Raw genomic sequence first — 20,329 nt, 5'->3', positions numbered from 1 at the left:
GCGAATCGAGAGATTCGCCTTTTTTTATGTCCTTTTACCGCGACCAGCGGAATCTTCGTCTGCCCAGCATGCCGGATAAACCCGTTCCTTGGTTTTGGCCAAAGTTTGCCACATAAACCGGTTGTGCAATTAAATCTGTTAGATGTCCGGCCATCAAACGCTGTGATTGAGAAACCCATTCCTGGTATTGATCTTTCACCGAAACGTGAGAAGGTAGGTAGTTTTTGAAAATGCTTAAATCGAAGGAAGAAGCGCCGATTCCTGCGCCTGACATCTCGCCATCGAACGCGTTAATCATCTGTTCGATGTGATTCGGTACCGGAACCATCATCGCCGGTTTGCCTAAGTACATCGCTTCGGCTACTGACTCAAAACCGGCCGTAGAAATCAAGCCCGCACATTCGGTCATTTTAGCCAAATAATTCTCCGCATCAATCGGATGAAAAGTCAAGGAGTCAGAATAGTGATACGTCTCTTTGCGCGCTGGATTATCCCAAAAGCAATCCAATTTTACCTCCGGATTCGCATTCGACCACGCCATGATATCTTCTGATAAACGGAAGTGCGTTAAATACGCTAACCAACGCTCGCCAGCCTTAGGAACAATACTTTTTACTTGCTGACGCAATAGGGGAGGAACCACCTCGATCTTTGCGTCGTTATCGATCGGGCGGAAAGACAAGCCCAATAGCTTCTTCGAACCGATCGACGTGATCATCGTATTCATATTTAAAAGCATTCGGTCGATCTTCTTCTCTGGGATACTTTCGAAGTTCTTGTTCAGTAACAGGAATTGATGTCCCACGGACATCGTTGGGATTTTGGATCCCGATTTTAGCTTATATAATCCCGTGATGGACTCGTAGAAATTGACGATTCCGTCTGGCTGTAATTCTTCGATGAATTCTTCTAATTGCGTGGCGCTCTTCCAAAAAGTCTTGAAATTCGTGAAGGCCTGCGCGGCTGTTTTAAAAAGCTGAACCGATTTCCCATTCCCAAAAATAATGGATGGACTATTGTATTGTAATAGTGGAGTATTGCCAATGAAATCTAAAAAGAAGGATGGGATTTTACGCCCCTGAAAGGACCCTACAGCATATCCGACCACTTCGTGACCCGCCTCACGTGCGATTTGTGTGAAGGAAATCGCTTGCGTTAAATGCCCGCGACCCTCGCCTTGTACGGTAAATATGAATTTGCCCATCTTATGTTAGACTGCTACTGCTTCGCCCAAAATTTCGTTTAACTCTGCTTTCAAATTGTATAGTGGGAATTCAATGATTTGCCATTCCCCTTTGTGTGTTTCCACTAAGGCCGTTAAGGATTCGACCCAGTCTCCGGAATTCATGTACGCGATTCCGTCGATCATTTTGATTTCAGCTTTGTGAATATGACCACAGATGATGCCATCCGCGCCTTTGGCCTTCGCTAACTCCGCTAGTTTCTCCTCAAAATCCGATATGAAATTCACCGCCGCCTTCACTTTCTGCTTAATCACCTGCGATAAAGAATAGTAAGGCTTTCCTTGCCAGCTGCGGTATTGATTATACCATTTATTCAGCCACAACAAGAAGGTGTAGCCGATATCGCCTAAATAGGCTAGCCATTTCATTTGGCTCGTAATGCTGTCGAAAATATCGCCGTGAGTGATGAAGTATTTCTTGCCAAAACTCTTCAACATATAATCTTGGCGAATCGAAAACTGCTTTCCAATTTTCAACGGAAGCACTTGCTCTAAGAAATCATCGTGATTCCCACGCAAATAAATCACCTCCGTATCGCACTTATCCATCATCTTTAATACACAACGGAAAAAAGCCGTGTGCTTCTTCTTCCAGCTGCCTCCTTTTTTTAGTTGCCAGCCGTCGATGATATCGCCGTTTAAGATGAGTTGGTGGCACGAATGTGCGCGTAAGAATTCGTTTACCTCGGCTGCTTTAGCTCCCTTGCTACCTAAATGCAAGTCTGAGATAACGATCGTTTTGTAGGTGGGTTGTGAATGATGGCCCATGTTTGCCTATTTGGTTTACCAAAAATAGACCATCACTTTAACCTCCCTATTAAGAGAATATTACTCTATTGTTAAATCTACCAAACCATTGGTACCTCAATCAACAACACCTTCGTGCCCGCTGCTGAAGCCTTTACTTCAATTTGATCCGTCTGCGAAATCCCGATCGCATCTCTGCGTTCCAGATTCTCGCCAGCCACTTCGATGCCACCTTCAATCACAAATACGAATGCCCCTTGCTGTGCGCCGTGCAACGCATAGCTCAGACTTTCGCCTTCCGCGATTTCGGTGATATTAAAATAGGTATCTTGATTTACTTGCAATGAATCAATGTCCGTTCCCAGTGGCGAAACCACCGTCTTCCATTGTCCCTTAAAATCGGCTGGATTATAGGTACGCTGATCGTAGCGCGGTGTGATATTTTTCAGTTTAGGCATGACCCAGATTTGGAACAGTTCCAAACCTTCTGTTTGACTCGCATTAAACTCCGAATGGTAGATCCCAGAGCCCGCAGACATAATCTGCACATCCCCCGCATTAATAATGCCATTCGTTCCCATCGAATCCTCGTGCGCCACCGCGCCTTTCATCGGAATGGTCACGATCTCCATATTATCATGTGGATGTTTGCCAAAACCCATCCCCGCCGCAATAAAATCATCATTCAGCACGCGCAACGCACCAAAATGGATTCTCGCCGGATTATAATAACCAGCAAAGCTAAAACTAAAGGCGGTCTTCAACCAGCCGTGATCGGCTGTTCCGCGGGTGTGAGAGGGGTGTAGTTCGGTTTTCATAAAGGTAGTCCGGAGTCCGGAGGGAAAGAGTCCGAAGGGTTTTAGTCCGGAGGGTTAAAATTTATACAAATATCATTTCTTTATTTTCGTCCAACAAAAAAGTCGGAACAATTGTTCCGACTCCTTTTTATTTAGTCCTTTTCGACTCCTTACTTCGGACTCAGTCCCTTCGGACTTAATCCCTCCGGACTGTCGACTACAAGTATTGATTCGCGTTCGTTGCGTTCAAGTCTTCGAAAGCTGTTTTTAAGCGAGCTACCAAAGTCTCTTCGCCCTTACGTAACCAAACACGTGGGTCATAGTATTTCTTGTTCGGAGAATCGTCGCCTGTTGGGTTACCGATTTGGCCTTGTAAATAAGCCTCATTTGCTTTGTAGAATCCTAAGATACCTTCCCAGAACGCCCATTGCGTATCTGTATCGATATTCATTTTGATTGCACCATAAGATAATGCCTCACGGATTTCTTCGCGAGAAGAACCAGAACCACCGTGGAATACGAAGTTGATTGGTTTCTCAGCGGTTAAGCTATATTTCTCTTTGATGAATTCTTGTGAGTTCTTCAAAATCACTGGTTGCAACTTCACGTTACCCGGCTTGTAAACTCCGTGTACGTTACCGAATGCCGCAGCGATCGTGAAACGGTGTGAGATTTTGGACAATACTTCATAAGCATAAGCCACCTCTTCCGGTTGTGTATATAATTTAGATGAATCAACGTCAGAATTATCCACGCCATCTTCTTCACCACCTGTAACACCTAATTCGATTTCTAAGGTCATGCCCATTTTAGACATACGCTCTAAATATTTTGCGCAGATTTCTAAGTTTTCCTCCAAAGGTTCCTCAGATAAATCAATCATATGAGAAGAGAACAAAGGTTGTCCCGTCTCAGCGAAGAATTTCTCACCAGCATCTAATAAGCCGTCGATCCAAGGCAATAATTTTTTCGCGCAGTGGTCAGTGTGTAAAACTACTTGAACACCGTATGCTTTCGCCATTTGGTGAACGTGGTAAGCGCCAGAGATCGAACCAGCGATTGCCGCTGCTTGATTCTCGTTAGAAAGCGTCTTTCCAGCGTAGAAAATACCACCACCGTTAGAGAATTGGATGATTATCGGAGAATTCACCGCTTTCGCTGCTTCTAATACTGCATTTACAGTATCTGTACCTGTTACGTTAACCGCTGGTAAAGCGAATTGATTTTTCTTAGCGATTTCAAATAACTCTTGAACCGCATCTCCGTGCAACACTCCTGTTTGATTGGATAAACTTGACATAATGCTTTTTTTTCTTGGGAAATAAATAAAAACTGCCTGATTTTCAGCAACTAAAGCCCAAAAATACAAATAATTATTGATTTTTCGAGGGGTAATATGAGAAAAATCCAATTTTGGGGCCTGGCGGCAGTCATCGCTGCGCGATTTAGTCCGGAGGGACTGAGTCCGAAGTCCGGAGGATTTTACCATCTATACTCTCTACTCTATAATCTATACTCTAAAGGAGTCCGGAGGGACTGAGTCCGAAGTCCGGAGGATTTTACCATCTATACTCTCTACTCTATAATCTATACTCTAAAGGAGTCCGGAGGGAATGCGTCCGAAGTCCGTAGGTAGTCCGGAGGGAATGAGTCCGGAGTCTGGATGTTGTCCGGAGGGAATGAGTCCGGAGTCTGGAGGATTTTATAATCTACAATTCACCATTTACCATTTACCATTCACCATTCACCATCCCTCCGGACTATTTCCCTCCGGACTATTTCCCTTCGGACTATTTGACTAATTGCTTGATTCTCAAAATATTTTTACTCACCCTCTTGTTTGTATTATTTTTTTTCCTACCTTTGCACTCCCGTTCGACAAACGCAGTTTTTTATTCAGAGAGAGGTTGGCAGAACTTCCCGAATTTATTTAAAACACATAAAATGCATGTCAAACAGGTCTTAAATCGAGGAAAGCTTGATTTTTGTGTTAGAACTGGTATTAATTAATGACCGTTGAATGCCCAGCCCATTAATTAAATATTAAGCTACACAAGGTGTTTTTTTCACTGTTATCCACAGTGGACCCACCTTGTCGCCTTATACCAATTCTGCTTTTTTTTATTGTTTAGATTCCTATATCACGTTCAGTTGAACGATGATTTTGAATAAAAGTCTTACAACAAGCCACGTTAGCCTTGTAAGCATATTTATATTTTAAATATTAACATATTATGTCAGGAATTATTGGTAAAAAAGTCGGAATGACTAGCCTATACATGGAAGACGGTAAAGCTGTTCCATGTACGCTAATTGAAGCCGGTCCTTGTGTGGTTACACAAGTGAAAACTGTAGAGAAAGAAGGCTATAATGCTGTTCAAATTGGCTACGGTGAGAAAAAAGAAAAGCACACAACAAAATCTTTGTTGGGTCACTTCAAAAAAGCAAATACAACTCCCAAGAAGAAATTGGTAGAATTTCGCACGTTTGAGCAGCCTCTTGCATTAGGAGATGTTTTAACGGTAGAAATGCTAACACTTGATACGTATGTGGACGTTGTAGGAACTTCTAAAGGTAAAGGTTTCCAGGGTGTTGTTAAGCGTCACGGATTTGCCGGTGTGGGTGGTCAAACTCACGGTCAGCATAACCGCGGTCGTCACCCGGGTTCAATTGGTGCGTGTTCATTCCCATCTCGTGTATTCAAAGGCTTACGCATGGCGGGTCGTACAGGTGGTAATCGTGTTAAGGTTCAAAACTTACAAGTTTTGAGAATCTATCCAGAGAAAAACTTATTAGTAGTTTCTGGATCAGTACCTGGAGCAAAGAACTCATACGTAATCATTGAAAATTAAAAATTGGGCCTAGCCTAAACAATAGACATTCTGAAACATGGAATTATCAGTATATAACATAGCAGGAAAAGATACCGGAAAGAAAATTACTCTTTCTGACGAAATCTTTGGTATCGTTCCTAACGAGCATGTGGTTTACTTAGATGTGAAGCAATATTTAGCTAACCAACGTCAAGGAACTCACAAAGCGAAAGAGCGTGCAGAAGTTTCTCGCTCGACTCGCAAGATTAAGAAACAAAAAGGTACGGGTGGTGCGCGTGCAGGTTCAATGAAATCTCCTTTGATGAAAGGTGGTGGACGTATCTTCGGACCACGCCCACGTGATTACCACTTCAAGTTGAACAAGAAAGTGAAAGCATTGGCTCGCCAATCAGCTTTAGCTGCTAAGGCTCAAAGTGGAGATATCGCGATCTTGGATTCAGTTTCTTTCGCAACACCACAAACTAAAGCGTATTTAGCGATGTTAAAAGCGCTTCAATTAGATAACACAAAAACATTATTGATCACTCCAGAAGTAGACAAGAATGTAGTATTATCTGGTCGTAACGTTCCAAAAACGAAAGTAACAACTGCCGGAGATGTGAACACATACGATTTAGTGAACGCAGGTAAGTTGTTAATCACGACTGCAGCGATTGAAAAAATTGAGTCATCATTCAGTAACTAATTGACAGAAGATTTTCTGTTATAAACGAAAATAAAAATGGGCATTATTAAACGTCCGGCCTTGACTGAAAAGTCGCAAGCCATGCAAGAGAAAGGCCAATACACGTTTGTTGTTGAGTTGACAGCAAACAAGATTGAGATTGCCAAAGAGGTGAAGAAGATGTACGGTGTTGATGTTCAAGATGTGAGAACAATGCGTCAGATTGGAAAAGTAAAATCCAAGTCTACACGTACGAAAGTCACTTCTGGACGTACTTCTACGATCAAGAAAGCAATTGTAACAGTAGCTCCGGGTGAAGTAATTGACTTCTACCAAGGAATCTAATTAAAAAAACTAAGGGGGTTCATCCCGATAAATTGAACTAATTAAATGGCAGCAATTAAAAAAATTAAACCAACAACTCCAGGACAACGTCACCGCATCGCGCCGACGTTCGAGGAGATTACTACGGACAAACCGTACAAGCCTTTACTAGAACCGATCAAAAGAACGGGTGGTAGAAATGCAGATGGTCGTCGCTCGATGCGTTACATCGGTGGTGGTCACAAGCGTCGTTACCGTGTGATTGATTTCGCTCGTTTGAAATTTGACGTTCCTGCAACGGTATTAACAGTAGAATACGATCCAAACCGTACTTCTCGTATCGCTCTTATTGAGTATACAGACGGTCAAAAGTCATATATCTTGGCACCAGCTGGTATCCAGGTAGGCCAAACAGTTATCTCAGGAGAGAAAGTAGCTCCAGAGGTGGGAAATACATTGCCTTTGGCAAACATCCCATTAGGTACATTAGTGCACGCAATTGAATTACAACCTGGTAAAGGAGCTGAAATGGCTCGTTCTGCTGGAACGTACGCTCAATTGTTAGCACGTGATGGAAAATATGCAACCTTGAAATTGCCTTCAGGTGAGATGCGTATGGTACTTGCTCGTTGTCTTGCGACAATCGGTACAGTATCTAACTCGGATCACATGAACGTGAACTTAGGAAAAGCAGGACGTCACCGTTGGTTAGGTCGTCGTCCACGTGTTCGTGGTGTTGTAATGAACCCAGTCGATCACCCTATGGGTGGTGGTGAGGGTCGCTCTTCAGGAGGTCACCCACGTTCTCGTAACGGTTTATTGGCTAAGGGTAAGAAAACTCGTAATCCAAAGAAAAACACAAATCGTCTTATCATCAGTAGAAGAAAAAAATAGTTAGATGGCACGTTCACTAAAAAAAGGTCCTTACATTGATTACCGCCTTGATAACAAGGTTCAGGCTATGAACGAATCCGGAAAAAAATCCGTGATTAAAACATGGTCTAGACGTTCAATGATCTCTCCAGATTTCGTAGGTCACACATTCGCAGTTCATAACGGGAATAAGTTTATCCCTGTATTTGCAACGGAGAATATGGTAGGTCACAAATTAGGTGAGTTCTCTCCCACACGTAACTTCCGTGGTCACGTGGCGAAAAAAGACAAAGGTAAAAGGTAATTAGATAGACTCTCGGGTCTTAATCAATATTGAAAATGGAAGCAATTGCTAAATTAAGAAATGTTCCTACGTCGCCGCAGAAGATGCGTATTGTCGCAGACATGGTACGTGGACAGAAAGTATCCAAAGCGTTGGGTATCTTAAAATTTGAACCCAAAGTTGGTGCTAAATCGATAGAGAAATTATTACTCTCTGCGGTTTCTAACTGGCAAAACAAGCATGTCGATGCTAAAATTGAGGAAGCTGACTTGTTTATCAAGACGATTTTCGTTGATGGAGGTGCTTCGATCAAGCGTTTACGCCCTGCTCCGCAAGGAAGAGGTCACCGCATCTTGAAGCGTTCAAATCACATCACTATTGTAGTGGCTTCTTCTGAAGCTCCAGCTTTAGTAACCAGTTCAGCAGAATAATAGACTATTAGATAAAACAAGAAATGGGACAAAAAATTAACCCTATTGGATTAAGATTAGGTATCGTGAGAGGTTGGGATTCTAATTGGTACGGAGGTAAAACTTTCGCTGATAAGCTTGTCGAAGACGAGAAAATCAGAAAGTACGTAGCCGCTCGTATTCCAAAAGGATCTATCTCAAAGGTTATTATTGAGCGTACCTTAAAGCGCATCACTTTGACAATCAACACAGCTCGTGCTGGTGTGGTTATCGGTAAGCAAGGTGCTGAGGTAGATAAAGTAAAAGAAGAGTTAAAGAAAATCACAGGTAAAGATGTTCAAATCAACATCTTTGAGATTAAGCGTCCAGAAATCGATGCTAAATTAATCGGTGAAGCTATCGCTCAACAATTACAAGCTCGTATTTCATTCCGTCGTGCGATGAAGCAAGCAATCGCGTCAGCGATGCGTGTAGGTGCACAAGGAATTAAATTAAAATTATCAGGTCGTTTAGGTGGTGCTGAAATGGCACGTTCTGAAGGATACAAAGAAGGTCGTATTCCTCTTCACACACTTCGTGCTGACGTAGATTACGCTATCTCTGAGGCTTTAACTGTATACGGAAAGATTGGTATCAAGGTATGGGTATTCCGCGGTGAAGTTTTTGGTAAGCCAGATTTATCTCCTAATGCAAACATGGGATTACAATCTACTGCAGCGGATTCTCGCGGTGGTGATCGTGGACCTCGTGGACGTGGTGATGACCGTGGTCGTGGCCGTCGTCCAGAAGGAGCAGATCAAGGTGGAGACCGTAATAAGCCAGGTGCTGGCGGTGCGAACCGTGGCCGTGGTGGAAAGCGATAAAATATATTTGAATTAGATATTAGACTTATAAGAAGATGTTACAACCAAAAAGAACGAAATTTCGTAAGCAACAAAAAGGTCGCGTAAGAGGTGTTGCAACCCGTGGCCACGAGATTGATTTTGGATCATTCGCTATTAAATCTTTAGAGCCAGGTCGTATCACCGCTCGTCAAATTGAAGCAGCTCGTATCTCGGTAACCCGTGCTATGAAACGTGAAGGACAAGTTTGGATCCGTGTTTTCCCTGACAAACCTATCACTAAGAAGCCTGCAGAGGTTCGTATGGGTAAGGGTAAAGGTGCTCCTGAGTATTGGGTAGCTAATGTTCGCCCAGGAACTATCTTGTTTGAATCGTCAGGTGTACCTTTGGCGGTTGCTCAAGAGGCTTTACGTTTAGCAGCACAAAAGTTGCCAATGCGTACAAAGTTTGTTGTTCGTAGAGATTATTCAGAATAGGATATTAGACCCACAGTTTAATACATCCAAATAACATTGTTATGAAAAACGCAGAAATACAAAAATTAGGAGTTGAAGAATTAAAGAAGCAGATCGCTGCTGAGCAAGAGAATATCTCTCGTTTGAAATTAGCTCACGCTATTTCACCGATTGAAAATCCGATGCGTATTCGTCAAAACCGTAAATTGATCGCGAAATTAGAAACTGCTCTAAGCGCGGCAACAAAAGCATAAGTATTAATTTTAATAGGCTGGTTCAACTACGCTATCAGCCAATTGTTTAACAAGTAATCCAACAACCATGGAAGAAAGAAACCTGAGAAAAGTAAGAATTGGGAAAGTGGTGAGTAACAAGATGGATAAGTCTATCACCATTACCGTTGACCGTAAGGTTAAGCACCCATTGTACGGAAAGTTCGTACAGAAAACAACAAAATTGATGGCACACGATGAGAACAACGAGTGCGGAATCGGTGACACAGTGAAAGTGATGGAAACACGTCCTCTTTCTAAAAACAAGTGTTGGAGATTATTAGAAGTAATCGCAAAAGCGAAATAATTCTAAGATTGTTATTCAAAATTTAAAATTTAAAGATCAAATATAATGTTACAGCAAGAATCAAGATTGGGTGTAGCGGATAATTCTGGAGCAAAAGAAGTTTTAGTCATTCGCGTTTTAGGCGGTACTGGCAAAAGATACGCTTCTATTGGAGATAAAATTGTCGTTTCTGTGAAGTCAGCTCTTTCTTCTTCTAGTATGAAGAAAGGAACCGTTTCAAGAGCAGTAGTTGTTCGTGTGAAGAAAGAAATTCGTCGTAAAGATGGTTCTTATATTCGTTTCGAAGATAACGCAGCCGTTTTATTAAACGCAAATGATGAGCCGAGAGGAACTCGTATTTTCGGGCCAGTTGCGCGTGAGTTGCGTGATGCAGGATTCATGAAAATTGTTTCCCTAGCCCCTGAAGTTTTATAATTAGATGAGATATTGGGTGAACCCAATTTAATAATCATACAATGGAAAAAAATACAAGTAAACCAGCAAAATTGCACGTTAAAAAAGGAGATACTGTTCAAGTGATCGCAGGTAATGCGAAAGGTAAAACAGGTGTAATCACTCAGGTGATCGTTGAAAAATCTCGTGCAATCGTAGAAGGAGCTAACTTGCAAACAAAGCACGTTAAGCCATCTGCAGCTAATCCTCAAGGAGGAATCGAGAAGCGTGAAGGTTCAATCCACATCTCTAACCTAATGGTAGTAGAAAATGGAAAACCTGTACGTACAGGTCGTAAATTGAACGAGAAAGGTAAATTACAACGCTATTCTAAAGCGACTGGTAAATTTATCGCATAATTAGAACTTAACCGTGGGTCGGAAATCCACAAAATATACTACAATGGCAGTACCTAGATTAAAAGAACGTTTTGTTAAGGAGGTTGTACCAAGCTTAAAAGAAAAGTTTCAGTACAAGTCTATCATGCAAGTGCCTAAGATTACTAAAATCGTAATCAACAAGGGTGTAGGAGCCGCAGTGTCGGACAAAAAATTAATCGATATTGCAATCGAGGAAATCACACAAATCGCTGGTCAAAAAGCGGTAGCTACGATCTCTAAGAAAGCTATCTCGAACTTTAAGTTACGTGAAGATATGCCTATCGGTGTTAAAGTAACGTTACGTGGAGATAAGATGTACGAATTCTTAGATCGTTTAACAACAGTTTCTTTAGCACGTGTACGTGACTTTAAAGGAATCTCTGAAAAAGGATTTGATGGTCGTGGAAACTATACCTTAGGGGTGAAAGAGCAAATCATCTTCCCTGAGATTTCAATCGATAAAGTAAGCAAGATCTCTGGTATGGACATCACGTTTGTGACGACTGCTGGAACAGATGAAGAAGCTTATGCTTTATTAGCAGCGGTTGGAATGCCTTTTGCAAATCAAAAAAAATAAATAGCCCTTTAGGCTTTCATAAAAACCTTTAAATTTTTACAAAATGGCTAAAGAGTCAGTAAAAGCAAGAGAAAGAAAACGCGAAGCAGCAGTTGCAAAATATGCAGTGAAGCGCGCAGCTTTAAAAGCAGCTGGAGATTACGTTGGATTGGATAAACTTCCAAAAAATGCATCTCCTGTACGTTTACACAACCGTTGTAAATTAACAGGACGTCCTCGTGGATATATGCGTAAGTTCGGTATTAGCCGTGTTACGTTCCGTGAAATGGCATCCAATGGTTTGATTCCAGGTGTAACTAAATCAAGCTGGTAATATTATTTGATTAATTAAATTCATTTTTGTAATTTTGCAGGCCCATTTTAAAAGACCTGCGGCAAATTTAAAAACAATGACAGATCCAATAGCAGATTATTTAACCCGATTGAGAAATGCCTTGAAGGCACGCCATAGGGTAGTTGAAATTCCTGCTTCCAACATTAAAAAGGAAATTACGAAAGTACTTTTTGATAAAGGATACATTTCAAACTATAAATTCGATGATTCATCCGTACAGGGTACCATCAAAATTGCGTTGAAATACAACTCAGTTACGAAGCAACCTGCTATCGTTAACTTGACTCGTATCTCTAAGCCAGGTCTTCGTAAATACAATGGTGCTGAAGAGTTGCCACGTGTATTGAACGGATTGGGTATCGCTATCTTGTCTACTTCTAAGGGAGTAATTACAGATAAAGAAGCTCGTACTTTACACGTAGGTGGAGAAGTACTTTGTTACGTATATTAATAATTGTTTCACGCTGAAAGGGGAGCGATCCCGGAATTTAAGCTATAATTAAAGTCTAATGTCAAGAATTGGAAAGAAGATTATCACTATCCCTGCAGGAGTTACTGTAGACGTGAGTGCTGGTAATTTAGTGACAGTGAAAGGTCCTAAAGGAACTTTGTCACAACAAGTTGATCAAGATATGATCATTGCTATTGAAGAGGGTGTTTTAACTGTGGCTCGTCCGACAGAACAAAAACGTCACAAAGCGATGCACGGATTATATCGTTCATTGATCAACAATATGGTCGTGGGTGTGAGTGAAGGTTATACGAAAGTATTAGAAATCATCGGGGTTGGATACAAGGCCGCAAATCAAGGAAATATTTTAGAATTAAGCTTGGGTTACTCTCACGCGATTTTCATGTCGATTCCTGCTGAAGTAGCTATTGTAACTGCAATGGAGAAAGGTAAGAATCCAATGGTTACATTAAACTCGATCGATAAGCAATTAATTGGTCAGGTAGCTGCGAAAATTAAGTCGTTACGTCCAGTTGAACCATACAAAGGTAAAGGTGTTCGTTTCCAAGGAGAGCAAGTACGTCGTAAAGCTGGTAAAGCGGGCGGTAAAAAATAAATTATAAGCGTGGGCCGGAAATCCACACAAACAAGTTAACAAATGGCAACAACCAAAAATTTACGCAGAACCCGCATTAAACGTGCGATTCGTGCTAAAATCGCAGGAACAGCGGAGCGTCCGCGTTTAACTGTATATCGTTCTAATTCTGCATTATATGCACAATTAGTGGATGATTTAGCTGGTAAGACTTTATTCTCAGCTACATCTTATACAAAAGATAAAGTGAACAACAACATTGAAGCTGCTAAGACAGTAGGTTTAGCGATCGCTGCAAAAGCGAAAGCGGCTGGAATCGAGAAGGTAGTTTTTGACCGTAACGGTTATTTGTATCACGGAAGAATTAAATCATTAGCTGAAGGTGCTCGCGAGGGTGGCTTACAATTTTAAGAAATAGATATGTCGCATTTACAAGCAAAACCAATAAAGGTTAACGAAGGTGAGTTGAAGGAGAAAGTAGTAGCCATCAACCGTGTTGCAAAAGTAGTGAAAGGTGGTCGTCGTTTTAGTTTCTCAGCAATCGTTGTCGTAGGTGACGGTGCTGGTATCGTAGGATACGGTTTAGGAAAAGCAAACGAGGTAACTGATGCTATCACTAAAGGTATCGAAGACGCTAAGAAAAATTTATTCCAAATTCCTTTGTTGAAGAACACGGTTCCTCACGAGCAATTAGGAAAGTTCTCAGGTGGTTTCGTTTTAATTAAGCCAGCTGCTCCAGGTACAGGATTGATCGCCGGTGGTGCGATGCGTGCCGTGTTAGAATCAGTAGGTGTGCATGATGTCTTAGCTAAGTCTAAGGGATCTTCTAATCCTCACAACGTAGTGAAGGCAACCATCGATGCATTAGTTAAGATGAGAGCTCCACACACGGTAGCATTCCAACGTGGAATCTCTGTTGCTAAAGTATTTAATGGATAATCAGAGCGCGTAAGCCTCTCTAATAGAACATACAATGTCTAAAGTTAAAATTACTCAAGTTAAAAGTGCAATTAAGCGCCCTGAAGTACAAAAACGTACGATCGCAGCTTTAGGATTAGGTAAAATCCGTAAGAGCGTTGAGGTAGAATTGAATCCAGCTATTGCGGGTATGATTCGTGCCGTAAACCACTTAATTGTAGTTGAAAATATTTAATTAACATGCGAGTTGCTGGCAACAGCAGCGCTAAGCCCCCAATAGAATGAAATTATCATCATTGAAGCCGGCAGAAGGTTCGGTAAAAGTTAGAAAAAGAGTAGGTCGTGGTCAAGGTTCTGGTTTAGGTGGAACTTCTGCTCGTGGTCACAAAGGTGCTCAATCACGTTCAGGTTATTCTCGTAAGAGAGGTTTTGAAGGTGGTCAAATGCCATTACAACGTCGTGTTCCTAAGTTTGGTTTTAAAAACCACAACCGTGTAGAATACAAAGCAATCAACCTAGATACATTGCAGGCATTAGCTGACTCAATCGGAACTAAGGTGATCACGTTTGAAACACTTTATACGAATGGTTTAGTATCTAAGTCTGACTTAGTGAAAATCTTATCTCGTGGATCTGTAACATCTGCTTTAGAAGTTACTGTGAAAGGTTTCTCAGGTGCTGCTAAAACTGCGATTGAAGCAGCTGGCGGTAAAGCAATTGTTGGTTAATCCTCTATTCTAATCGAATGAACAAGTTAATAACAACTTTCAAGCATATTTTCTCAATCGAGGAGTTAAGAAGCCGTATTATTAATACGCTTCTTTTCATTGCATTCTTCCGTTTAGGTTCTTATATCGCTTTACCAGGTGTAGACGCGACTAAGTTAACACAAGCAGGAGAGGGTGGTCTTTTCGGTTTATTAAATATCTTTTCAGGCGGTGCTTTAAGTAATGCTTCGGTATTTGCTTTAGGTATCATGCCTTACATCTCTGCTTCGATTGCGATTCAGTTATTGACCATTGCCCTTCCGTATTTCCAAAAAATGCAGAAAGACGGTGAGTCAGGTCGTAAGAAGTTAAACCAAATCACACGTATCTTAACGATTTTCGTAACAGCTGCTCAAGCGTTCACTTACTTACAAGTGACGATCCCAACTGAAGCGATCATGGTGGATCCTTGGTTCTTCCGTTTATATGGCGTGGCTATCTTAATCGGTGGTACGATGTTGTGTATGTGGTTAGGAGAGAAGATTACAGATAAAGGTATCGGTAACGGTATCTCGATGTTGATCATGATTGGTATCGTTTCTCGTTTTCCAGCGTCTATTTTACAAGAAGCAGGTTCACGTGGAATGTCCGGTGCTTTGATGTTCATCATTGAAATTATCGCTTTATTCTTCGTCGTGATGGGAGCGATTATGGTGACTCAAGCAGTTCGCCGTATTCCAGTTCAATATGCGAAACAAGTAGTGGGTAGCAAAGCAACTGCAGTAGGTGGCGAGCGTCAATACATTCCTTTGAAGTTAAACGCTTCAGGTGTAATGCCAATCATCTTCGCACAAGCTTTAATGTTTATCCCAGGATTAGTCGCTCAGTCGTTTGCTGAAAAATCAGAATTTGCTTCTTCGGTTGCCTCTGCTTTCGGTGATTTCACGACATGGCAATACAACGTATTATTTGCATTCTTAATCATTGTGTTCACGTTCTTCTACACAGCGATCTCGATTAACCCGACTCAAATCTCTGATGATATGAAACGCGGTGGAGGTTTTGTTCCAGGTGTGAAGCCAGGTGAAGAAACAGCTGGTTTTATTGCAACAATTTTAGATCGTATTACTTTACCAGGTGCTGTGATGTTATCGTTAATCGCGATTCTTCCTGCAGTAGCTAACTTGTTTGGCGTGACGAGAGGTTTTGCTTCCTTCTTTGGGGGTACATCACTCTTAATCCTAGTTGGAGTAGTATTAGATACATTGCAACAAATTGAAAGTTATTTGTTGATGCGTAAATACGAAGGTTTAATGCAATCAGGACGAGTGAAAGGTCGTTCTGAATTGATTAATCGTTAAGATGATTTATTTAAAGACACCCGCTGAATTAGCCATCATTCAACAGAATGGGGAAATCCTAGGGAAGTGTCATGCTGAAGTAGCAAAGGCGATTGTGCCGGGAGTTAGTACTTTGGCTTTAGATAAAATTGCTTACGAATACATTAAGGATAATGCCGCGCATCCATCCTTTTTGAACTACCAAGTAGGAAGCCAGAAATATGCCTATTCATTGTGTATTTCGGTAAATGATGTGGTGGTTCACGGTTTACCGGGTGAATTGATCCTGAAAGAGGGAGACATTATTTCGATAGACGGAGGAGTTTATAAAAATGGCTACCACGCCGATAGTGCTTATACCTATGCTATAGGGAATGTCGCTGAGGATGTAGTTCAATTATTACAACGGACGAAAGAGTCTTTGTATTTAGGTTTGAATCAAGCCGCACCAGGCAAACGAGTAGGCGACATTGGTTTCGCCGTTCAATCATACACGGAATCTTTTGGATACGGTGTCGTGAGAGAGCTAGTAGGTCACGGGGTAGGTAAGAAGCTTCACGAAAGCCCAGAGGTTCCTAATTATGGTCGTCGCGGGGAAGGAGCTAAGTTGAAAGAAGGAATGGTCATTGCGATCGAACCAATGATTAACTTAGGGAAGCGTCAAATCTCAGTAGATAAGGATGGTTGGACTATCCGTACACAAGATCGCAAGCCAAGTGCTCACTTTGAACACACGATTGCGGTAGGGAAAGAAGGTCCCATTATTTTGACGACCTTTGCTCCGATTGAAGAAGTGATTAAAACATCAACAGTATTGTTGAATATATAAATTAATAATTATGGCCAAACAGTCCTCGATAGAAGTAGACGGAATTATTTTGGAAGCTCTTTCGAACGCGATGTTTCGGGTAGAATTGGAAAATACGCACCAAGTCATTGCACACATTTCGGGCAAGATGCGGATGCACTACATCAAGATTTTACCAGGAGATAAGGTGAAGTTAGAGATGTCCCCTTATGATTTAAGTAAGGCTAGAATTGTTTACAGATACAAGTAATTTAAGGTTTGATTTTATAAATACAGTTAATATGAAAGTTAAAGCATCTATCAAAAAACGTAGTGCAGATTGCAAAGTAATCCGTCGTCACGGAAAGCTTTACGTAATCAACAAGAAGAATCCTAAGTTCAAACAAAGACAAGGATAATTCGACAGAATTTTAAATTGATTAATAACAACAATTAATTACCTATATGGCTCGTATTGCAGGGGTTGATATTCCCGACAAAAAAAGAGGAGAAATTGCGTTGACTTATATTTTCGGTATTGGTCGTAGCACTGCTCAAAAAATTTTAACGAAAGCTGCGGTTTCGTTTGACAAGAAAGCTGGTGAGTGGAACGATACGGAGGCTAGCGCTATCCGTGCGATCATCGCTGCTGAATTCAAAACGGAAGGTCAGTTGAAATCTGAGGTTCAATTGAACATCAAACGTTTGATGGACATCGGTTGCTACCGTGGATTACGTCACCGTAAAGGTCTTCCATTACGTGGTCAACGCACTAAGAACAACTCACGTACTCGTAAGGGTCGTAGAAAAACAGTTGCTAACAAGAAAAAAGTAACTAAATAATAACTAGAGGGTAACACCTCTTCGTATTTCATTTCAAATTATGGCACAAGCAAAAAGAAAAGATAAAGCGAAGAAGAGAGTAGTTGTCGTTGAACAAAACGGACAAGTACATATCAAAGCTTCCTTTAACAACATTATTATCTCCATTACTAACTCAGCAGGTCAAGTGATCTCTTGGGCATCAGCAGGAAAGATGGGTTTCCGTGGGTCTAAGAAAAACACTCCTTACGCAGCACAGATGGCAGCATCTAACTGCGCAGCGGTAGCTGTTGAAGCAGGAATGAAGAAAGCGGAGGTTTTCGTAAAAGGACCAGGAGCTGGACGTGAGTCTGCTATCCGTACTATCCAAAACTCAGGTATTGAAGTTTCTATCATCAAAGATATTACGCCAATGCCTCACAATGGATGTCGTCCTCCAAAACGTCGTCGCGTTTAATAATTTTTATGCAGGGGTAATTAGTAATTATTTTCCCCCGCTTTTTATTCACAATTTAATTACTTCATTGGGCATAAGAGGTCCAATGACTTTTAAGAAAAATGGCTAGATATACAGGTCCCAAATCCAAGATTGCACGTCGTTTCGGTGAAGCAATTCTAGGTCCGAGCAAAGCATTAGCTCGTAAAAACTATGCTCCAGGAATGCACGGTAAAGGAAAACGTTCAAAGGTTTCTGAATACGCAGTGCAATTGAAGGAAAAGCAAAAAATGAAATACACATATGGTATTTTAGAACGCCAATTCGAAAACTTGTTCCACAAAGCTGCTGTTAAGGCAGGGATCACAGGTGAAAACTTGATCAAATTATGTGAAGCTCGTTTAGATAACGTAGTGTACCGTTTAGGAATTGCTCCTACTCGTCGTGCAGCACGTCAATTAGTTATTCACAAACACATCATTGTAGACGGCGAAGTAGTAAATGTGCCATCTTACTCTTTACGTCCAGGCCAATTAGTAGGTGTTCGTGCAAAATCAAAATCTCTAGAAGTAGTATCTAACTCTTTAGCAGGTCGTTCTCCTAAGAACTTCAACTGGTTAGAGTGGGATGGTGTTGAATTGGTTGGTAAATTTGTTGCTATGCCAGAGAGAGATCAGATTCCTGAAAACTTCAACGAACAAGCAATTGTCGAATTATACTCTAAGTAATCTCCTAACGAGATTGCTAGAGTTTATTAAGAGTACCAATAACGTTTTTTCAGTATCATTTTAAGCTACGAAATATGTCAATATTAGCATTCCAAATGCCCGAAAAAGTTGTGATGGAAAAAGCCACAGACTTCCACGGGTTATTTGAGTTCAAGCCACTCGAAAAAGGTTACGGTGTTACCATTGGTAACGCACTTCGTAGAATCTTACTTTCTTCATTAGAAGGATATGCTATAACAAGCGTTAAGATTTCTGGTGTGTTACACGAATTTTCTGCCATTGAAGGCGTTCACGAAGATGTATCTGAGATCATCTTGAACTTGAAAAAAATTCGTTTCAAGAAGACACAAGAAATTTTGGATAACAAAGTTTCTATGAAAATTAAAGGACAAACAGCTATCACTGCAGGTGATATTGCTAAGTTTACTCCTTATTTTCAAATATTAAACCCTGAATTGGTTATTTGCAATTTAGATTCTTCGAAAGAAGTTGAAATTGATTTAGTAATCGAAAAAGGTCGTGGTTATGTGGCCGCTGATGAGCCTCGTGCAAACGAGTTAGCCTTCGGACACATCGCTATCGATGCGATCTACACACCGATCAAAAATGTGAAGTTTAGCATTGAGAACACACGTGTAGAGCAAAAAACGGATTATGAGAAATTAGTTTTAGATATCGAGACGGATGGTTCAATCCACCCAGAAGATGCATTGAAAGGTGCTGCGTATATCTTGATCCAACACTTTATGTTGTTCTCTGATCAAACAATGACATTTGAAACTCCTAAAGCAGAAGAAGATAATGTAGTAGATGAGGAATTACTTCACATGCGCAAGTTATTGAAGACTTCATTAGCTGACTTAGATTTATCTGTACGTGCTTACAACTGCTTGAAATCTGCAGACGTTCGTACCTTAGGTGAATTAGCGAAATTAGAAATCTCTGATATGATGAAGTTCCGTAATTTTGGAAAGAAATCATTAACTGAATTAGAGCAATTGATCGAGGAAAAAGGTTTGACCTTTGGAATGGATGTTTCTAAATATCGTTTAGACGAAGATTAATTAATAATTTAAACAAAGTAATAGGTGGTTTGCCGCGAGGTAAACTAACCGCAGCTCGCAAGAGCTTTTAACTTACGAAATAACACAATGAGACACGGTAAAAAATTTAATCACCTAGGAAGAACAGCCTCTCACAGAGCAGCGTTGTTATCAAACATGGCTTCATCTTTGATCTTACACAAGCGTATTCAAACGACTGTTGCTAAGGCAAAGGAATTACGTAAATACGTAGAGCCAATGATTACAAAGTCAAAAACAGATAGCACTAACAATCGTCGTGTGGTATTCTCTTATTTACAAAATAAGGAAGCGATCAAAGAATTGTTCTCTATCGTTTCTGAGAAAGTAGCGAATCGTCCAGGTGGATATACACGTATTATCAAGTTAGGTAATCGTTTAGGTGATAACGCAGAAATCTGCTTCATTGAATTAGTTGACTTCAACGAAACAATGTTAGCTGCATCAGCGGAGAAAGCGGGTAAAACTCGTCGTAGCCGTCGTGGTGGCGCTGCAAAAGCAACTGAGGCTGCGGCTCCAGTAGCGGCTGAGGAAGCACCATCTGCAGAAGTTGTTGAAGAAGCTCCGGCAGCGGAGGTTGCAGCTGAAGAAGCAGCACCAGAAGCACCAGCAACTGAGGAGTCCACAGAAGAAAAAGGAGAAGACGCTTAATCTTTCTCTTTCTATTTTTTTAAAGGGCTTCAACTTTC

General features: G+C 41.1%; 34 protein-coding genes. 30 read left to right on the top strand and 4 right to left on the bottom strand.

The window, feature by feature from the left end:
• Nucleotides 1-34 precede the first annotated feature (34 nt).
• The 4 genes from SKC35_RS06065 to fbaA all read right to left on the bottom strand — a co-directional run bounded on the left by SKC35_RS06065 (nucleotide 35) and on the right by fbaA (nucleotide 4,087).
• Nucleotides 35-1,204, bottom strand: a complete 1,170-nt coding sequence (locus tag SKC35_RS06065; RefSeq protein ID WP_377978508.1) for a glycosyltransferase family protein — start codon at nucleotides 1,202-1,204, stop codon at nucleotides 35-37.
• 6 nt (nucleotides 1,205-1,210) lie between these two features.
• Nucleotides 1,211-2,011, bottom strand: a complete 801-nt coding sequence (locus tag SKC35_RS06060) for a UDP-2,3-diacylglucosamine diphosphatase (RefSeq protein ID WP_377978507.1) — start codon at nucleotides 2,009-2,011, stop codon at nucleotides 1,211-1,213.
• Nucleotides 2,012-2,088: 77 nt separating this feature from the next.
• Complete coding sequence (locus SKC35_RS06055) at nucleotides 2,089-2,808, bottom strand: pirin family protein (RefSeq protein ID WP_377978506.1); 720 nt, start codon at nucleotides 2,806-2,808, stop codon at nucleotides 2,089-2,091.
• Between the two features lie 196 nt (nucleotides 2,809-3,004).
• Nucleotides 3,005-4,087, bottom strand: a complete 1,083-nt coding sequence (fbaA, locus tag SKC35_RS06050) for a class II fructose-bisphosphate aldolase (RefSeq protein WP_377978505.1) — start codon at nucleotides 4,085-4,087, stop codon at nucleotides 3,005-3,007.
• 313 nt (nucleotides 4,088-4,400) lie between these two features.
• Between fbaA and SKC35_RS06045 the strand changes: the two genes are divergently transcribed.
• From SKC35_RS06045 to rplQ, 30 genes are all read left to right on the top strand, one after another.
• On the top strand, nucleotides 4,401-4,589 hold the full coding sequence (locus SKC35_RS06045) for a hypothetical protein (RefSeq protein WP_377978504.1): 189 nt from the start codon (nucleotides 4,401-4,403) through the stop codon (nucleotides 4,587-4,589).
• A 432-nt stretch (nucleotides 4,590-5,021) separates the two neighbouring features.
• Nucleotides 5,022-5,639: a 50S ribosomal protein L3 gene (rplC, locus tag SKC35_RS06040; RefSeq protein ID WP_377978503.1), complete on the top strand. Its 618-nt coding sequence runs from the start codon at nucleotides 5,022-5,024 to the stop codon at nucleotides 5,637-5,639.
• Nucleotides 5,640-5,676: 37 nt separating this feature from the next.
• The gene (gene rplD, locus SKC35_RS06035; RefSeq protein WP_130895445.1) at nucleotides 5,677-6,306 is read left to right on the top strand and encodes a 50S ribosomal protein L4; all 630 of its coding nucleotides are present in this window, start codon (nucleotides 5,677-5,679) and stop codon (nucleotides 6,304-6,306) included.
• A gap of 36 nt (nucleotides 6,307-6,342) precedes the next feature.
• Nucleotides 6,343-6,630, top strand: a complete 288-nt coding sequence (gene rplW / locus SKC35_RS06030; RefSeq protein ID WP_223131599.1) for a 50S ribosomal protein L23 — start codon at nucleotides 6,343-6,345, stop codon at nucleotides 6,628-6,630.
• A gap of 45 nt (nucleotides 6,631-6,675) precedes the next feature.
• Nucleotides 6,676-7,503 carry a 50S ribosomal protein L2 gene (rplB, locus tag SKC35_RS06025; RefSeq protein WP_377978502.1) on the top strand — a complete coding sequence of 276 codons (828 nt, stop codon included), beginning with the start codon at nucleotides 6,676-6,678 and terminating at the stop codon, nucleotides 7,501-7,503.
• A gap of 4 nt (nucleotides 7,504-7,507) precedes the next feature.
• Entirely contained in the window at nucleotides 7,508-7,786 is a 279-nt protein-coding gene (gene rpsS / locus SKC35_RS06020) for a 30S ribosomal protein S19 (RefSeq protein ID WP_130895442.1), read from the top strand.
• 35 nt (nucleotides 7,787-7,821) lie between these two features.
• Nucleotides 7,822-8,196 carry a 50S ribosomal protein L22 gene (gene rplV, locus SKC35_RS06015; RefSeq protein WP_130895441.1) on the top strand — a complete coding sequence of 125 codons (375 nt, stop codon included), beginning with the start codon at nucleotides 7,822-7,824 and terminating at the stop codon, nucleotides 8,194-8,196.
• Between the two features lie 23 nt (nucleotides 8,197-8,219).
• Nucleotides 8,220-9,038 carry a 30S ribosomal protein S3 gene (gene rpsC, locus SKC35_RS06010; RefSeq protein ID WP_130895440.1) on the top strand — a complete coding sequence of 273 codons (819 nt, stop codon included), beginning with the start codon at nucleotides 8,220-8,222 and terminating at the stop codon, nucleotides 9,036-9,038.
• Between the two features lie 35 nt (nucleotides 9,039-9,073).
• On the top strand, nucleotides 9,074-9,493 hold the full coding sequence (gene rplP / locus SKC35_RS06005; RefSeq protein ID WP_130895439.1) for a 50S ribosomal protein L16: 420 nt from the start codon (nucleotides 9,074-9,076) through the stop codon (nucleotides 9,491-9,493).
• 41 nt (nucleotides 9,494-9,534) lie between these two features.
• Entirely contained in the window at nucleotides 9,535-9,726 is a 192-nt protein-coding gene (gene rpmC / locus SKC35_RS06000) for a 50S ribosomal protein L29 (RefSeq protein WP_130895438.1), read from the top strand.
• Between the two features lie 67 nt (nucleotides 9,727-9,793).
• Nucleotides 9,794-10,051: a 30S ribosomal protein S17 gene (gene rpsQ / locus SKC35_RS05995; RefSeq protein WP_130895437.1), complete on the top strand. Its 258-nt coding sequence runs from the start codon at nucleotides 9,794-9,796 to the stop codon at nucleotides 10,049-10,051.
• 45 nt (nucleotides 10,052-10,096) lie between these two features.
• Nucleotides 10,097-10,465 carry a 50S ribosomal protein L14 gene (rplN, locus tag SKC35_RS05990; RefSeq protein WP_377978501.1) on the top strand — a complete coding sequence of 123 codons (369 nt, stop codon included), beginning with the start codon at nucleotides 10,097-10,099 and terminating at the stop codon, nucleotides 10,463-10,465.
• Nucleotides 10,466-10,506: 41 nt separating this feature from the next.
• Nucleotides 10,507-10,842 carry a 50S ribosomal protein L24 gene (gene rplX, locus SKC35_RS05985; RefSeq protein WP_130895435.1) on the top strand — a complete coding sequence of 112 codons (336 nt, stop codon included), beginning with the start codon at nucleotides 10,507-10,509 and terminating at the stop codon, nucleotides 10,840-10,842.
• Nucleotides 10,843-10,885: 43 nt separating this feature from the next.
• On the top strand, nucleotides 10,886-11,440 hold the full coding sequence (rplE, locus tag SKC35_RS05980) for a 50S ribosomal protein L5 (protein ID WP_130895434.1): 555 nt from the start codon (nucleotides 10,886-10,888) through the stop codon (nucleotides 11,438-11,440).
• Between the two features lie 43 nt (nucleotides 11,441-11,483).
• Nucleotides 11,484-11,753: a 30S ribosomal protein S14 gene (gene rpsN, locus SKC35_RS05975; protein WP_130895433.1), complete on the top strand. Its 270-nt coding sequence runs from the start codon at nucleotides 11,484-11,486 to the stop codon at nucleotides 11,751-11,753.
• A 76-nt stretch (nucleotides 11,754-11,829) separates the two neighbouring features.
• Nucleotides 11,830-12,225: a 30S ribosomal protein S8 gene (rpsH, locus tag SKC35_RS05970; RefSeq protein ID WP_130895432.1), complete on the top strand. Its 396-nt coding sequence runs from the start codon at nucleotides 11,830-11,832 to the stop codon at nucleotides 12,223-12,225.
• Nucleotides 12,226-12,283: 58 nt separating this feature from the next.
• Entirely contained in the window at nucleotides 12,284-12,841 is a 558-nt protein-coding gene (gene rplF, locus SKC35_RS05965; RefSeq protein ID WP_377978500.1) for a 50S ribosomal protein L6, read from the top strand.
• Nucleotides 12,842-12,883: 42 nt separating this feature from the next.
• Nucleotides 12,884-13,231 carry a 50S ribosomal protein L18 gene (gene rplR / locus SKC35_RS05960; protein ID WP_130895430.1) on the top strand — a complete coding sequence of 116 codons (348 nt, stop codon included), beginning with the start codon at nucleotides 12,884-12,886 and terminating at the stop codon, nucleotides 13,229-13,231.
• A 9-nt stretch (nucleotides 13,232-13,240) separates the two neighbouring features.
• Nucleotides 13,241-13,759, top strand: coding sequence for a 30S ribosomal protein S5 (gene rpsE / locus SKC35_RS05955; protein ID WP_377978499.1), 519 nt, complete (start codon nucleotides 13,241-13,243; stop codon nucleotides 13,757-13,759).
• Nucleotides 13,760-13,793: 34 nt separating this feature from the next.
• Nucleotides 13,794-13,973 (top strand): 50S ribosomal protein L30, encoded by a 180-nt coding sequence (gene rpmD, locus SKC35_RS05950; protein ID WP_223131594.1) that lies wholly within the window; start codon nucleotides 13,794-13,796, stop codon nucleotides 13,971-13,973.
• 46 nt (nucleotides 13,974-14,019) lie between these two features.
• Nucleotides 14,020-14,466 (top strand): 50S ribosomal protein L15, encoded by a 447-nt coding sequence (gene rplO / locus SKC35_RS05945; RefSeq protein ID WP_130895427.1) that lies wholly within the window; start codon nucleotides 14,020-14,022, stop codon nucleotides 14,464-14,466.
• 17 nt (nucleotides 14,467-14,483) lie between these two features.
• Nucleotides 14,484-15,806 (top strand): preprotein translocase subunit SecY, encoded by a 1,323-nt coding sequence (gene secY / locus SKC35_RS05940; protein WP_377978498.1) that lies wholly within the window; start codon nucleotides 14,484-14,486, stop codon nucleotides 15,804-15,806.
• Between the two features lies 1 nt (nucleotide 15,807).
• Complete coding sequence (map, locus tag SKC35_RS05935; protein ID WP_377978497.1) at nucleotides 15,808-16,614, top strand: type I methionyl aminopeptidase; 807 nt, start codon at nucleotides 15,808-15,810, stop codon at nucleotides 16,612-16,614.
• A 10-nt stretch (nucleotides 16,615-16,624) separates the two neighbouring features.
• A complete protein-coding gene (infA, locus tag SKC35_RS05930; RefSeq protein WP_127803117.1) occupies nucleotides 16,625-16,843 on the top strand; it encodes a translation initiation factor IF-1 in 219 nt (72 codons plus the stop codon).
• 31 nt (nucleotides 16,844-16,874) lie between these two features.
• Complete coding sequence (gene ykgO / locus SKC35_RS05925) at nucleotides 16,875-16,991, top strand: type B 50S ribosomal protein L36 (protein WP_130895424.1); 117 nt, start codon at nucleotides 16,875-16,877, stop codon at nucleotides 16,989-16,991.
• Between the two features lie 46 nt (nucleotides 16,992-17,037).
• Nucleotides 17,038-17,415, top strand: a complete 378-nt coding sequence (gene rpsM, locus SKC35_RS05920) for a 30S ribosomal protein S13 (RefSeq protein WP_130895423.1) — start codon at nucleotides 17,038-17,040, stop codon at nucleotides 17,413-17,415.
• Between the two features lie 40 nt (nucleotides 17,416-17,455).
• Nucleotides 17,456-17,851, top strand: a complete 396-nt coding sequence (rpsK, locus tag SKC35_RS05915) for a 30S ribosomal protein S11 (RefSeq protein ID WP_130895422.1) — start codon at nucleotides 17,456-17,458, stop codon at nucleotides 17,849-17,851.
• Nucleotides 17,852-17,952: 101 nt separating this feature from the next.
• On the top strand, nucleotides 17,953-18,558 hold the full coding sequence (gene rpsD, locus SKC35_RS05910; RefSeq protein WP_377978496.1) for a 30S ribosomal protein S4: 606 nt from the start codon (nucleotides 17,953-17,955) through the stop codon (nucleotides 18,556-18,558).
• 74 nt (nucleotides 18,559-18,632) lie between these two features.
• A complete protein-coding gene (locus SKC35_RS05905; RefSeq protein ID WP_130895420.1) occupies nucleotides 18,633-19,622 on the top strand; it encodes a DNA-directed RNA polymerase subunit alpha in 990 nt (329 codons plus the stop codon).
• A gap of 87 nt (nucleotides 19,623-19,709) precedes the next feature.
• Nucleotides 19,710-20,291: a 50S ribosomal protein L17 gene (rplQ, locus tag SKC35_RS05900; RefSeq protein ID WP_377978495.1), complete on the top strand. Its 582-nt coding sequence runs from the start codon at nucleotides 19,710-19,712 to the stop codon at nucleotides 20,289-20,291.
• Nucleotides 20,292-20,329 lie beyond the last annotated feature (38 nt).

The organism is Aquirufa originis (assembly GCF_042714495.1).
In the GTDB taxonomy this organism is placed as follows: Bacteria; Bacteroidota; Bacteroidia; order Cytophagales; family Spirosomataceae; genus Aquirufa; species Aquirufa originis.
The sequence above is the reverse complement of the archived record's forward strand: the minus strand, read 5'-3'. Positions and strand labels throughout refer to the sequence as shown.